General features: G+C 72.3%; 11 protein-coding genes. 4 read left to right on the top strand and 7 right to left on the bottom strand.

Features of this window, described 5'->3' with window-relative positions; all coding sequences use genetic code 11:
* The first annotated feature begins 61 nt into the window (after window positions 1-61).
* The gene (locus ACIRDX_RS05810) at window positions 62-886 is read left to right on the top strand and encodes a glycerophosphodiester phosphodiesterase (RefSeq protein WP_396624463.1); all 825 of its coding nucleotides are present in this window, start codon (window positions 62-64) and stop codon (window positions 884-886) included.
* On the opposite strand, the gene ACIRDX_RS05805 is transcribed toward ACIRDX_RS05810, so the two are convergent.
* The 5 genes from ACIRDX_RS05805 to ACIRDX_RS05785 are packed head-to-tail and all read right to left on the bottom strand — an operon-like array spanning window position 819 to window position 5020.
* Window positions 819-1622 (bottom strand): hypothetical protein, encoded by an 804-nt coding sequence (locus ACIRDX_RS05805; protein WP_396624462.1) that lies wholly within the window; start codon window positions 1620-1622, stop codon window positions 819-821. The two genes, ACIRDX_RS05810 and ACIRDX_RS05805, sit on opposite strands and share 68 nt — an antisense overlap.
* Entirely contained in the window at window positions 1619-2137 is a 519-nt protein-coding gene (locus ACIRDX_RS05800) for a hypothetical protein (RefSeq protein ID WP_396624461.1), read from the bottom strand. Before ACIRDX_RS05800 ends, ACIRDX_RS05805 begins: the two co-directional genes overlap by 4 nt.
* Window positions 2134-2826 carry a lactate utilization protein C gene (locus ACIRDX_RS05795; protein ID WP_396624460.1) on the bottom strand — a complete coding sequence of 231 codons (693 nt, stop codon included), beginning with the start codon at window positions 2824-2826 and terminating at the stop codon, window positions 2134-2136. The genes ACIRDX_RS05800 and ACIRDX_RS05795 overlap by 4 nt, the downstream gene beginning before the upstream one ends.
* Window positions 2823-4235 (bottom strand): LutB/LldF family L-lactate oxidation iron-sulfur protein, encoded by a 1413-nt coding sequence (locus tag ACIRDX_RS05790; RefSeq protein WP_396624459.1) that lies wholly within the window; start codon window positions 4233-4235, stop codon window positions 2823-2825. Before ACIRDX_RS05790 ends, ACIRDX_RS05795 begins: the two co-directional genes overlap by 4 nt.
* Window positions 4232-5020: a (Fe-S)-binding protein gene (locus ACIRDX_RS05785; RefSeq protein ID WP_396624458.1), complete on the bottom strand. Its 789-nt coding sequence runs from the start codon at window positions 5018-5020 to the stop codon at window positions 4232-4234. Before ACIRDX_RS05785 ends, ACIRDX_RS05790 begins: the two co-directional genes overlap by 4 nt.
* 121 nt (window positions 5021-5141) lie before the next feature.
* Between ACIRDX_RS05785 and ACIRDX_RS05780 the strand changes: the two genes are divergently transcribed.
* The gene (locus tag ACIRDX_RS05780; protein ID WP_396624457.1) at window positions 5142-6128 is read left to right on the top strand and encodes a Gfo/Idh/MocA family protein; all 987 of its coding nucleotides are present in this window, start codon (window positions 5142-5144) and stop codon (window positions 6126-6128) included.
* Between the two features lie 66 nt (window positions 6129-6194).
* Here the strand turns inward: ACIRDX_RS05780 and ACIRDX_RS05775 are convergent, their stop codons facing one another.
* The gene (locus ACIRDX_RS05775) at window positions 6195-8510 is read right to left on the bottom strand and encodes a fused MFS/spermidine synthase (RefSeq protein ID WP_396624456.1); all 2316 of its coding nucleotides are present in this window, start codon (window positions 8508-8510) and stop codon (window positions 6195-6197) included.
* 37 nt (window positions 8511-8547) lie between these two features.
* Between ACIRDX_RS05775 and ACIRDX_RS05770 the strand changes: the two genes are divergently transcribed.
* Both ACIRDX_RS05770 and ACIRDX_RS05765 read left to right on the top strand, forming a co-directional pair.
* Window positions 8548-10719, top strand: a complete 2172-nt coding sequence (locus ACIRDX_RS05770) for an ATP-dependent RecD-like DNA helicase (protein ID WP_396624455.1) — start codon at window positions 8548-8550, stop codon at window positions 10717-10719.
* 87 nt (window positions 10720-10806) lie between these two features.
* Window positions 10807-11736: a universal stress protein gene (locus ACIRDX_RS05765; protein ID WP_396624454.1), complete on the top strand. Its 930-nt coding sequence runs from the start codon at window positions 10807-10809 to the stop codon at window positions 11734-11736.
* A gap of 151 nt (window positions 11737-11887) precedes the next feature.
* Here ACIRDX_RS05765 and ACIRDX_RS05760 read toward each other — a convergent pair whose 3' ends face one another.
* Window positions 11888-13165 carry an AcvB/VirJ family lysyl-phosphatidylglycerol hydrolase gene (locus tag ACIRDX_RS05760; RefSeq protein ID WP_396624453.1) on the bottom strand — a complete coding sequence of 426 codons (1278 nt, stop codon included), beginning with the start codon at window positions 13163-13165 and terminating at the stop codon, window positions 11888-11890.
* Between the last annotated feature and the right edge of the window lie 20 nt (window positions 13166-13185).

The following is a 13185-nucleotide window of genomic DNA, read 5'->3' as shown; positions in this document are numbered from 1 at the left end:
GATGGCTCGACGCCGCGCGAACGCGGCAGCGACCTCTCCCTAGGACTCCCACACGGCCCGCATGGTTGCTCCGCACGACGCGCCTCATCCCGTCCTGTCGCTCGACGCGCCTCTCGTCTTCGCGCACCGCGGCGGATCGCGGCTCCGGCCCGAGAACACCACCGTCGCCTTCGACCACGGCCTCGCGCTCGGGGCCGATGGCCTCGAGTTCGACGTGCGCCTGTCCAGCGACGGTGTGCCGATGGTGCATCACGACGAGACCCTCGATCGCACCACGAGCGGCACAGGGCCGTTGTCGCGCCTCACGGCCGACGCCCTGCAGGGCCTCGACGCCGGCCATCACTTCCTCGACCTCGACGGCGTCGCGTGGCGCGGCCGTGGCGCGCGCATCCCGCGCCTCACCGAGGTCCTCGCGCGCTATCCGGCGTGCCCCTGCATCATCGAGCTCAAGGGGACCGATCCCGAGGTCGGGCGTGTCGCGGCGGCCGCCGTGCGCGAGGCTGGCGCACTGTCGCGCGTGTGCTTCGGCGGATTCACCGACGCGGTCGTGCGGGCGGCGCGGGAGACCGGCGCCGACGTCACGACGAGCGCCGCGCGCGAGGAGATCCGCTGGTTCCTCTACCGCTCGTGGGTGGGCCTGGCACCGCGTGAGACGGCCTATCGCGCCTTCCAGGTGCCGGAGACGTCGGGGCCGACGCGCGTGGTCTCGCGCAGGTTCGTGCGTGCGGCCCGTCGCGCGGGCCTGCCGGTGGCGGTCTGGACCGTTGACGACCCCGTGGCCATGGAGCGCCTGCTCGGCTGGGGCGTGCGCGGCGTGATTACCGATCGTCCGGATCTGGCCGTCCCGCTCGTGCGTCGCTGGAGGGCGTCAGGCTCGTCGTCGTGAGCGAGCGCTTCGAGGGCGTCGCCGGCAGTACCGCCGCCACGGCCGGCGTCTCGTCCTCGATCCGCCGATCGCGACTGGTCCGCGGGGGCGCGACCGCCAGGCCGGCGTCGATGTCGCCCGGCAGCAGCACCAGCGCGAACAGGTACGCGGCGATCACCACGAAGGCCACGTAGGCCGTCGCTGGCCCGTGCGCCGTGTAACCCAGCGCCCCCAGCGACACGCCCTCGAGCAGCGTCGTCACCACCTTGCGCGCCAGGCTGCCTTCCGGTGCGTACAGCGCGTCCAGCACCACGTGCTTCAGCACGAAGGCCGAGAGCAGCACCACGCCGAGGCTCTGCATCGCGCGGGCGCGCGTCGGCACCGCCGCGAGCGTGTTCACCAGCATGAGCAGGAAGAACACCGTCGCGAGCACGTGCAGCAGGCCGCGTTCCGGTGACAGCGCGGTGAACACCTGCGCGGAGGCGATCAACAGCGTGAGGAGCACCATCGCGCCGTTGGCGTTGGCCAGGCCGCTCCGGTGCGGACCGATCAGCGCCCACGGCGCCAGCACGCCGGTGCGGATCAGGATGCCGACCTGCAGCACACCCAGCACCAGCGCCATCGGCGAGGGCGGGAGGAAGCGCCAGGCGCCGGTCAGCACATCCGATCGGAAGCCGCCGCCGGCCGCGACCGCCGTCAGCAACAGGGGCAGGAGGAGGGCCTCACGCGTGACGAGGCGCGCGACGGGCGTGGTCATCGGCGCTGGCGCAGCACGCGCAGGGGATTGAAGTCGGAGGCGTCGCGGCGGAGGCCCTGTTCGAGTTCGGCCTTCAACTCGTCGGTCGTGTGCATGTCGAGCGCCGGATCGTCCACGCGCACGGCCCCGCCGGGCGCCAGCGCGATCGCCCTGTCGACCGCGGCGACGCCTTGCGCGAACAGGGCGTCGTCGCTGTAGACGCGTCCCCAGCCCTGCCGGTAGAAGCTGTAGGCGACGTAGAACTGCGTCAGCGCGTGCCGCGTGGCCGGATCGGCCCGCTGGAACGCGGCGCGCGCTTCCTCGAACCTGTCCTGTCGGAAGAACTCGCGGCCCTGATCGAAGGCGACCTGATCGATCTCGTACACGCCCACGGCCGCGGCCACGCCGCCGGTCAACTGCTCGAGGCTCTCGGGCTGGTGCACGAACAGCCAGGCGAGCGCGGCCATCGCCGCCGTGCTGCACGCGAGGCCCACGCCGCGGATGATCGATTCCCGACGCTCGTCCGGCCTGCTCATCCGACGAACACCACGTGGACGATGCGTGGCCCGTGCACGCCGCGTGTCAGGGTCATCTCGATGTCGGCCGTGCGGCTGGGCCCGGTCACCACGACCAGGTTGGCCGCCTGTCGCAGCAGGTCAGGCTCGGCGGCCCAGAGGGCGCCGAGCGTCGCGTGCAGGCGTGCCACGTCGACGAGCGCGACGTGCACCGGAGGCAGGAGGGAGACGATGCGGCCTCGTCCCTCGCCGTGGACCAGCACGACCGACCCCGTATCGGCCAGGGCCGCGTGCGCGCCCGTCAGCCCGACGATGGCGGCATCGAGGCGGCGGTAGTCCTCGTCGCGATCGGCCTGGCTGGCCCCCACGCCGGCGTCGAGCCTGCGCGCCCCGCGCGCCTCCACGTATCCGGCGACGTCGGGCAGCGGGAGATGCGCGGCATCCCACGCGACGAACGGACCGGGTTCCTGCTGATCGTGCGTGCGCCACTCCGGGGCGTCGAGGTAGCCGAGGACCACGTCGGCGGCCTCGGCCGTCGACGCCGCGCGCGACACGCGCCCGCCCACCGCCTCGATCGCCGCGGTGAACTGCGCGATGACGGCGTCCGGACCGTCAGGCAACGGCGCGGTGGGGAAGGCGCCCGGATGTGGCACCTCCCGCGTCGGGGCGAGGCGCTCGAGCCAGCCGCGCGGGAAGAGATCGTGTGTCATGTCCGGGTCCGGCGGCGTCGGCGCTCGGTGAAGGTCTCGGCAGCCATGGGCGGGAAGTGCCGGTGGCGCGTCCATCCCGCCAGCGGCCCCGGCAGCCGATCGAAGCCGCGCGGCCCGGCCCATCCCGAGACGCGCCGGGCGATCGACGACGCGATCCGGAACAGGCGCGGGCGGGTGGCCATGAAGCGGAACAGGCGCAGGCCGTCGCCGACCCAGCGCGGCGTGTGCCCGCCTTCCTCGGCGCGGGCCCGCAACGCGAGCAGCATCCGCGGGATGTCGATGCGGACCGGGCACGCGTCCTTGCAGGCGCCGCACAGGCTGCTGGCCTGCGGCAGGTCGGCCCACGGTTCGAGACCGAAGGCGCCCGGCGTGTACACGGCGCCCACCGGGCCGGGATAGACGCTCCCGTAGGCGTGGCCGCCGATCTCCTGGTACACCGGGCACACGTTCAGGCAGGCCCCGCAGCGGATGCAGTAGAGGATTTCCTCGAGCTCCGTCCGCAGCATCTGCGAGCGCCCGTTGTCGACGATCACCACGTGCAGTTCGGACGGCCCGTCGGGGTCGCCCTCGCGGCGCGGGCCGGTGATCACGTTGGTGTAGACCGTCAGCGCCTGTCCGGTGCCACTGCGTGCGAGCACCCGCAGCGAGACGGCCAGGTCGGCCGCGGTGGGCACGATCCGTTCGATGCCCATCAGCGCCACGTGCACGCGCGGCACCGTGGTCGAGAGCCGGCCGTTGCCCTCGTTCTCGACGAGGCAGAGGCTGCCGCTGTCGGCCACGGCGAAGTTGACGCCGCTGATGCCGAGGTCGGCCGCCAGGAACTCCGCGCGCAGCATGCGGCGCGCGAAGGCGGTCATCTGCGGGATGTCGGCCACCTCGGCCTCGCTGGCGCCGAGCTCACGGCGGAAGGTGGCCGCCACCTGCTCCTTCGTCTTGTGGATGATGGGCGCGATGATGTGCGACGGCACGTCGTGATCGAGCTGGATCACGTACTCGCCGAGGTCGGTCTCGACGACGCGCATGCCCGCGGCCTCGAGCGCCGCGTTCAGCTCGATCTCCTCCGAGACCATCGACTTGCCCTTGACGACGCGCCGGGCCTCGTGGCGACGGGCGATGTCGACGACCAGGCGCGTCGCCTCGGCGGCGTCGGTCGCGAAGTGCACGTGCGTGCCGTTGGCGCGCGCCGCGTCGACGAACTGCGTCAGGTACCGGTCGAGGTGGGCGATGGTGTGTGCCCGGACGAGCCGGGCATGATCGCGTGCGGCCTCGCCGTCGGGGATGGTCGCGATGGCCTGACGGCGTGCCGTGACCATGCGCGGCGTGGCGCGATCCAGGGCCGTCTGCAACTGCGGGTCGGCCAGCGCCTGGCGTGCCCGCGTGTAGAAGGGCAGGGGAGAGACGTGGCTCATCGCCGGCTCCCGGCGAGCACGTCGGCGATATGGCGCACGGCGACCGGCTGGCCCTTGCGGTCCAGGCCACCCTGCATGTGCATCGCGCAACTGATGTCGGTGACCACGATCGTGTCGGCGCCGCACGCCGCAATCTGGCGGCACTTGCGGTCGAGCATGGCGCCCGAGATGTCGGGCAGCTTCACCGCGAAGAGCCCGCCGAACCCGCAGCACGTGTCGTGCTCGGGCAGCGGGACCACGGCGGCGCCATCGATCCCCTCGAGCAGCGCGCGCGGCTGCGCGTCGACGCCGATGCCTCGCAGGCCGTGGCAACACGCATGGTAGGCGAGCGCGCCTTCGGCCTGGCCGGGCACCCCTGCGACCTTGCCCAGCGAAGGCCGCGAGACGCCCAGCACGTCGACGAGGAACTGCGTGAACTCGTAGGTGCGCGCGGCGACCGCCGCGGCGCGGGCCGCCCACGCGGGATCGTCGGCCAGCAGGGCGGGCGCCTGGTGGACCAGCATGTCCGTGCAGGACCCGGAAGGCACCACGACCGGCGCGGGATCGCGCTCGAGCAGCGCAATCGTATGCCGCGCCATGGCCGCCGCGTCGGGGCGCGCCCCGGCGTTGGCGGCGGGTTGGCCGCAGCATGTCTGGTCGGCGGGCACGATCACCTCCACGCCCTCAGCCTCGAGGATCCGCACCACGGCCTCGGCGGTGTCGGGGGAGAAGTGGTCGACGAGGCAGGTGACCAGCAACTGCACCCGTGTCGGCCGCGCGCCCGGTGTTCCGGGGACCCGTTCCATGCCGCGATTATGGATCGGCCCGCCCAGCCTTCAGTCCTTCGCCTTGCCTGTCGAGCGCTGAGCAGCCTCCCGGCATTCCGGCATACCCAGCATCGCGGCATTTCTGGGTACCATCCTTCCTGTGACCGACACTGCCACGCCGTTCCGCTGGGGGATCCTCGGGGTCGCCCGCATCAACCGTTCCCTCGTCGGGCCGCTCGCCTCCAACGGCCACCAGTTGCTCGCGATCGCCTCGCGCAGCCTCGCGCGTGCGAAGACGTACGCGGAGGTGCAGGGCATCCCGCGCGCCTACGGCAGCTACGAGGAACTGCTGGCCGATCCCGACATCGACGCGGTGTACATCCCGCTGCCGCACTCGCTGCACGTCGAGTGGGCCGTGAAGGCGGCCGAGGCACGCAAGCACGTCCTCGTGGAGAAGCCGATCGCCCTCGAAGGCTCGGGCGTGCGCACGCTGCAGTCGGCGGCCCGCGGCCACGACGTCGTGATCACCGAAGCCTTCATGTATCGCCACCATCCGCTGGTGGCCAAGGTGCGCGAACTGGCGCACGACGGCACCATCGGCCGCCTGCAGGGGGTGCGCGGCACCTTCTCGTTCGCCCTCGATCGCCCGGGCGACACCCGGCTCGATCCCGAGTACGGCGGCGGCAGCCTCTGGGACGTCGGCTGCTATCCCGTCTCCTTCGCGCGCACCATCGTCGGCACGCGTCCCCTGTCGGTGCAGGCCGCTGCCAACTGGTCACCCGCGAAGATCGACCTCTCGTTCTTCGGCCAGATCCTGTTTCCCGACGACGTGGTCGCCCACGTCCACAGCAGCTTCGAGTCGCCGTTCAAGACCGAGATGGAGATCATCGGCAGCGAGGGCCGCCTGCTCGTCCGGCACCCCTTCAAGCCCGAGATGTCCGAGACGATCGAGGTGATGACGGCACGGGAGACGACGATCGTCACCGTCGAGGGGCCGGCGCTCTATCAGGGCGAGGTCGACGACGTGCGCGCCGCGGCGCGCGAGGGGCGCCCGCCGCTGGTGACCCTCGACGAGAGCCTCGACCACGTCGAGACCCTGACCGCACTCCTCAAGGCCGCCCGCAGCGGCAACACCGTCGAGGTGTAACGCCCGTGGCCGGCCTGCTGCTGTTGCATGAGTCATGAGTCATGAGTCATGACTCATGAGACATGACTAAGGTGCTTCGACGCGCTGGCGTCCTTCGCCTCGGAACGCCGAGAGATCGACCATCTGGCTGCGGTCCGGCAGCGACTTGTGGTACTCGATGCGCGGGCGATCGTCGGTGAGCAGCGGGCCCGGGCCGACGAAGGCCCGCATCGCCGCTGCATCGCCGCTGAACTGGCCGATCAGCGCCTCGTAGGTGCCGAGGCCGACGCTGTCGAGCGCCGCGGCGGTGGCGGGATCGGCGCGCTTGCGGTCGAAGGCGGCGCGGCTCACCGTGAGCGGCCGCCGCGTCCCGGCCATCAGCGTGCCGCCGTTCCACAGCGTGGCGTCGGGGAACACCTCGAGGAACGTCCGCATGATCAGGTCGTACTCGACCTTCGCGCGATGGCCGATCCACTGCAGCATGATCCCGTCGTCCTTGAGCGCGGCGCGCGCGAGCTCGAAGTACTCGCGTGAATACACGAGGCCGGCGCCCGCGTGCTGCGGCTGGATGATGTCGGCGGTGATCACGTCGTAGCGCCGGTCGGTCAGGGCGAGATAGTTGCGGCCGTCGGACACGCGCATGTGCACCCGGGGCTGGCGGAGCACGTCGTTGTTGACATGGGCGAACCTGGCCGCGCCCTTCACCACGCTGTCCGACAGCTCGACCACGTCGACGTCCACGCCGCCGTGCCGGCTCACGGCGCCCGCCGTCACCCCACCGCCCAGGCCGATCACGAGCACCTCGCGTGGCGACGGATGCAGCGCCAGCGGGAACAGGCCGATCTGCGAGTGCACCTGCACCATCGAGAACGAGTCGTTGGCCTGGTGCAGGCCGTCGAGGTACATGACCTGCGTGCCACCGGGCGCCCGGTTCACCGAGACGGTCGTCTGCACCCCCTCCTCGCGCCAGAGCACACGCTCGCCATGCGGGTAGCGGCGACCGATGGTGACGTCGAACAGGTCCTGTTGCATCCGGCCCAGCACGGCGCACAGCACGACGGCCGCGGCCACCGACAGCAGGACCCGGCGCGGCGCGGCGACGCGGGTGGCCAGCATCAGGCCACTGGCGATGTACACCGCAGCCATGAGCTCCAGGCTGACCTGACTGCCCAGCAGGGGCAGCAGCACGAAGCCGCCGAGGATGGCACCGGCGATGGCCCCCGCCATGTTCACGGCGTACGCCACGCCGATGCGGCGTGCCAGGGCCGGGTCGTCCGGATCGCCGCTGCCCGACCAGGCGCGGAGCGCAATCGGGAAGGCGAGCCCCATCAGCAGGGCGCTCGGGAGGATGGCGACCACCGACGCCTGGATCGTGCCAGACGTGCGCCAGCCGAGCCCATACGTCGTCGTCAGGATCAGGCGCGAGGCCAGGACCGCGATGGCCGTCCCGACGTTGAGCCGTACGAGCGTGGCAACCCAGTCCCGCTCGCGCCGCAGCATCCGCGTGGCGATCGCGCTCCCCGCGGAGATGCCGCCCAGCACGGTGGCGAGCATCGTGGTGAAGGCGTAGGTCGTGGCCGGCAGGATCAGCACCAGCATCCGGAACCAGATGACCTCGAGCGCCAGCGAGGCCAGCCCCGACAGCAGGAAGAAGAGCAGCACCAGCCGGGCGGTCAGGCCCGACACGGGGGCATGCACGGAGCGGGCCCCGGTGACGCCGGGCAACGCCGCATCGCCGGTGCCGGTCGTGGCGGCATCCGGCGTGGCGCGCGACGACAGCCCCCACGCGCCGACGGCCACCAACAGGTTCAGGCTGGCGGCGACGAGGAAGGTGCCGCGCAGGCCGATGCCGCCAATCAGATAGAATCCGGCCAGGATCGCGCCCGTGATGGCGCCCCCGGCGTTGACCGCGTACAGCAGGCCGACGCGCGGGCCCATGTCGCCGCGGGTGGCCACCGACCTCACGACGAAGGGCAGCGTGGCGCCCATGAGTGCCGTCGGCAGGAGCAGGATCACGGCAGAGCAGGCCAGTCGCGCGAGCGTCAGCGCCAGCGTCGTGTCTGGGACGGACCGCGCCACGCCGGCATAGAGGCCCTGGGCGGCGTCGAGCAGCCACGGGGTCAGCAGGGCGCTGACGCCGATGCCGGCCTCGATTGCGGCAAACCATCGCAGCGGACGACGGGCGCGGTCGGCCAGGCGCCCGCCGATGAGGCTCCCGAGCGCCAGCCCGCCCATGAAGCTGGCCAGCACCGTGCTCGCGGCATAGGCGGTGACGCCGAAGACCACCGACAGCAGGCGCAGCCAGAGCACCTGGTACATGAGGCCGCTGATGCCCGACAGGAAGTACAGTGCGGCCACGACACGCAGGGGCGCCCCGGCAACACGAGCGAGTTCGTCACGCATGAGTCGGAGTCATGATACAGGACCCCTTCGGTCGCCGATGATCGAGGGCCTCCAGGACAAGGCAGAATACGTCTCGGGCCAGGTGGAGCGCATCACGTTCCACGATCCCGAGGGCGGTTTCTGCGTGCTCCGCGTGGCGCTGCGCGGTCGACGCGAGCCGGCGACCGTGGTCGGGCACGCCGCACAGGTCGCGGTGGGTGAACACATCCATGCGACGGGCGCGTGGGTCCACGACCGCACGCACGGCCAGCAGTTCAAGGCCGACTGGATCCGCCTCTCCCCGCCCGACTCGCCCGAGGGCATCGAGCGGTACCTCGGCTCCGGCCTGATCAAGGGCGTCGGTCCGCACCTGGCGCGGCAACTCGTCGAGGCGTTCGGCACGGGGGTGTTCGACGTCATCGATCGGGAGCCGGACCGCCTGCTCGACATCCCGGGGATCGGGCGCGTGCGCGCACGCCGCATCGTCGACAACTGGCAGGGCCAGCGGGCCGTGCGGGAGATCATGGTCTTCCTGCACACGCACGGCGTGAGCACCAGCCGTGCCGTGCGCATCCACCGCACGTACGGCGCCGAGGCGGTCCAGGTGCTCACCGAGGACCCGTATCGGCTGGCGCGCGACATCCGGGGCATCGGGTTCCTCACCGCCGACCAGATCGCGCGCAAGGTCGGCGTGCCTGCCGACGCCATGAGCCGCCGCCGGGCCGCGCTGCAGCACGTGCTCGGCGAGGCGGTCGATCAAGGCCATTGCGCGCTGCCGACCACGGAACTCCGCGACCGCACGGCCGCGCTGGTCGAGCTGACGCCGCCCTCCATCGACGAGGCGCTGGTGCTCGAGGTCGAGGCCGGCTCGCTGGTGCCCGTGGACCTCGACGGCGCCCCGGCGCACGCCCTGGCCTCGCTCGACGCGTCGGAGCGCACCGTGGCGGCGCGCCTGCAGTCGCTCGCGGGGCGTCCGCGTCCGTGGCCCGACATCGATGCCGAGCGGGCCGTGCCCTGGATCGAGGGGCGGCTCGGCCTCGCGCTGTCGGCCAGCCAGCGCGTCGCGGTGACGCAGGCCCTGGAGTCTCGACTGCTGGTGCTCACGGGAGGGCCGGGTGTCGGCAAGACCACCGTGCTGCGCGCCATCCTCGGCATCCTCATGGCCAAGGGCGTGCGCCCGTTGCTGGCGGCACCGACGGGGCGCGCCGCCAAGCGCATGACCGAGGCCACGGGGCTCGAGGCGAAGACGATCCACCGGCTGCTGGAGATCAACCCACAGGATGGGCGCTTCCGCCGCCGGCCCGGCAACCCGCTCGAGGGCGACCTGCTGGTGGTCGACGAGTCGTCGATGGTGGACGTTGTCCTGATGGCGCACCTGCTGCAGGCCGTGCCGGAGACGATGGGCCTGCTGCTGGTGGGCGACGTGGACCAGTTGCCCTCGGTCGGCCCGGGCCAGGTGCTCGCCGACGTGATCGGATCGGGCCGCGTGCCCGTGGCGCGCTTGACGGAGATTCACCGCCAGTCGGCCGAGAGCCGCATCGTCATCGCGGCGCACGCGATCAACGCCGGCACGATGCCCGCCTTCAGCCAGGCCGGCCAGGGCGACTGTTTCTTCGTGGAGGCGGCCGATCCGGAGCAGGCGAGGCAGCGGCTGTTGCAGGTCGTGTCCGAGCGCATCCCGCAGCGGTTCGGCCTCGACCCCGTGCGCGACGTACAGGTGCTCTGCCCGATGAACCGCGGCGGCCTCGGCGCGCAGGCGCTCAACCAGGACCTGCAGCGCCTGTTGAACCCCCACGGCGCGCCGGTGATCGAGCGCTACGGCCAGCGCTTCGCCGTTGGCGACAAGGTCATGCAGATCGAGAACGACTACGACAAGGAGGTCTACAACGGCGACCTCGGCGTCGTCCGTGCCATCGCCGTCGACGACGAGACGATGACGGTGGAGTTCGATGGTCGAGCCGTGACGTTCGACTTCGGCGATCTCGATCGCCTCGTGCTCGCCTACGCGACCACGGTGCACAAGTCACAGGGTTCGGAGTACCCGGCCGTCGTGATCCCGGTGACGACACAGCACTACCCGATGCTGCAGCGCCACCTGCTCTACACCGGCGTCACGCGCGGCAAGCGGCTGGTGGTGCTGGTGGGGCAGCCACGCGCGCTGGGCATCGCCGTCCGCGGGGCGCAGGCCCGTCGGCGCTGGTCGCAACTACGCGCCCTCCTCCAACGCTAGCTCGCGTACCCGGCAGCGGGTACCCGGTACCCGGTACCCGGCACCCCGTTACTTGACGCGCTCGTGCCATTGGAGGACGCTCCTCGCATGGCGATCCTCTGCGCGGTCGACTTCTCGTCGCCGTCCGCCCTCGCACTCACGGCCGCGTCCCGCATCGCGACCACGTTCCGGCAACCCCTCACGATCCTGACCGTCGCCGATCCGCTGCTGGCGGCGGCCGAGCAGATGCAGTCCGGCTCCGACCCGTTGGCCGTGCTCACCGGCGTCCTGGCCGAGTTCGTGGACGAGACCCTCGGCGCCGGCGCGTCGGCCCGCTACGACCTTGTCGTCCCGGTGGGCGATCCCGCGGGCCAGATTCTCGCGCACGCCGACGCCCTCGACGCCGACCTCGTCGTGCTGGCCACGCAGGGGGCGAGCGGCGTGGCGAAGTTCGTGTTCGGGTCGGTGGCCGAGCGCGTGCTGCGCACGAGTCCGCGGCCGGTGCTCGTCGTGCCGCCGGCCGTCGCCGACGGCCCCATGCGCACGCTGGGCGCGATGCAGGAAGTGCTCGCCCCGATCGACTTCCACGAGCATGCCGAGGCCGACGCGCGGCTGGCGCATCGCGTGGCGCGGGCCAGCCACGCCCGGTTGCGCCTGCTGCACGTGATCGGCGGCGGCGATGCGAGTCGCTGGACGGTGCTGCGGCAGTCGATCGCCGCGCAGTTCGAGGAGGCCCTCGGGGGCAGCCGTGCCCGGCAGGCGGAGAGCGCGCAGGCGGCGCTCGAGCGGCTGGCCGAGGCGCTGGGCGGGACGCCGGGGCCGACGCTCGAAGTGGTCGAGGGGCCGGCCGCGGAGCAGATCGCCCGCGTGGCCGATCGCGCCGACGTCGACCTCATCGTGCTCGGCCTGCGCGGCGAGCCCGGCCTGCTCGGGGCGCGTGTCGGCGCCGTGGCGTATCGCGTGCTGTGCGCCTCACCCGTACCGGTGCTGGCGGTGCCCCACGAGGCCCGCGGCCGCGCCCTCCCGTTCATCGACTGAAGGAACGGAAGAGTAGAAGAGTAGAAGGCAGAGCGGGAAGGCCGAAGGTCCGACAAGGTGAAAGGTCGGACAAATTCGAAGGTCGGGCTCCTGCGAGGAAGATAGGGCCGGTTGTCTCAACCCGGCCCCAACGTCCTTGCGTGCCCGCGGCTCAGTGGCGGCGGGTCTTCACGAACGTGGCGATCTGCGTGGCCAGGGCCTCGGGATCGGCGCCCGTATCCACCACGCGCGTACCGTTGTCGGCAGACAGCGACCGGCAGACGCCGCCGGCGTCCGCGCCCGCCGCGTGCGTCACACACAGCGTCGGCTTGTCGAGCTCGGCCACGGCGGCCTGCGTCGACCAGTCAGACGGGCTCATCGCCCGCAATGGCAACGCCGGCGGTTCCACCTCGAAGAAGGCCGTCGGCCCGGGGTCCACGAGCACCACCCCGGCGATGCGTCGCGTCGGTGCCATCCGATCCCCGGCCACGGCGATGGTCTCGGCGCCGAACTCCCGCCCGCCGATGTAGACCGGCAGGCCGGCGCTGGCCAGGGCATCGGTCAGGCGCTGCAGCTCGAGCGCGACGTCGCGCGGTGACCGGCGCTGCCAGAACGCCCGCAGCGCATCGATGCCCACCACGTGGACGCCGGCGTCGGCCAGCCGATGGGCCAGCGCCTCCTCGGGCTGCCGCCACCCGCGCGCCGACGACACCAGCACCAGCATCGCCCTCGGCTGCGACGACCAGGCGGCCGTCAGCGGCAGGTCGAAGTGCTGCAGCCAGCGCTGGATGGGCGTGATCTCGTGCGGCGGTTCCTGCGTCGCCGTCGCGAGGGCCGCCTCGAGGGGCGCGCGCAGGTTGCGCGGCGTGTCGGCAAAGGCCCAGGCCGCCGGCGGCTCCCCGTGCCTGTCGAGCGCCTCGCAGGACGCCGGCGCGCTGGCGGCCTCCAGCCCGATCGAGACCGCCGCAGGCACGGCCTGGAGCGGCACGGCGGCGACGGCCGCGCGGGCCATGGGGAGCGCGTCCGCCGTGCTGACGACCACCGGGCGCAGGTACGCGGTCAAGCCCGCATCGCGCTGGGCCCGGCGCGAGATGTCCTCGAGCTGCTCGCCGAGCCGGCGGCAGGTGAGCGCGCGCGTGCCTTCGAGGCGCTCGGCATCCACCTCCACGAGCAGCACATGCCAGGGCACGGCCTCGGCGAGCGCCGCGCGCTCGGCCGTGGTCGCGCCGCGATGGAACAGGAGCACCACGCCGGTCGGCGTGGCACGGGGCACCTGCACCTCGGTGGTGCCCAGGTGCGGCAGGTCGAGGCGGACCACCCGCGCGCCGAGGCGCGCATCGGGGGCGCTCCGCACGTCGTCGCCCAGGCCGACGCTCGCGGCGAGCGTCAGCGCACACCCGGCGACGAGGCGCCGGGCGGCTTCCCGGGAGGCCGACAGGACAACAGGCATGCCGCTCGTTCAGGCTAGCA

This window comes from Luteitalea sp. (genome assembly GCF_044337415.1).
Taxonomy (GTDB): domain Bacteria; phylum Acidobacteriota; class Vicinamibacteria; order Vicinamibacterales; family Vicinamibacteraceae; genus Luteitalea.
This window is presented reverse-complemented; position numbering and strand designations above follow the sequence as displayed.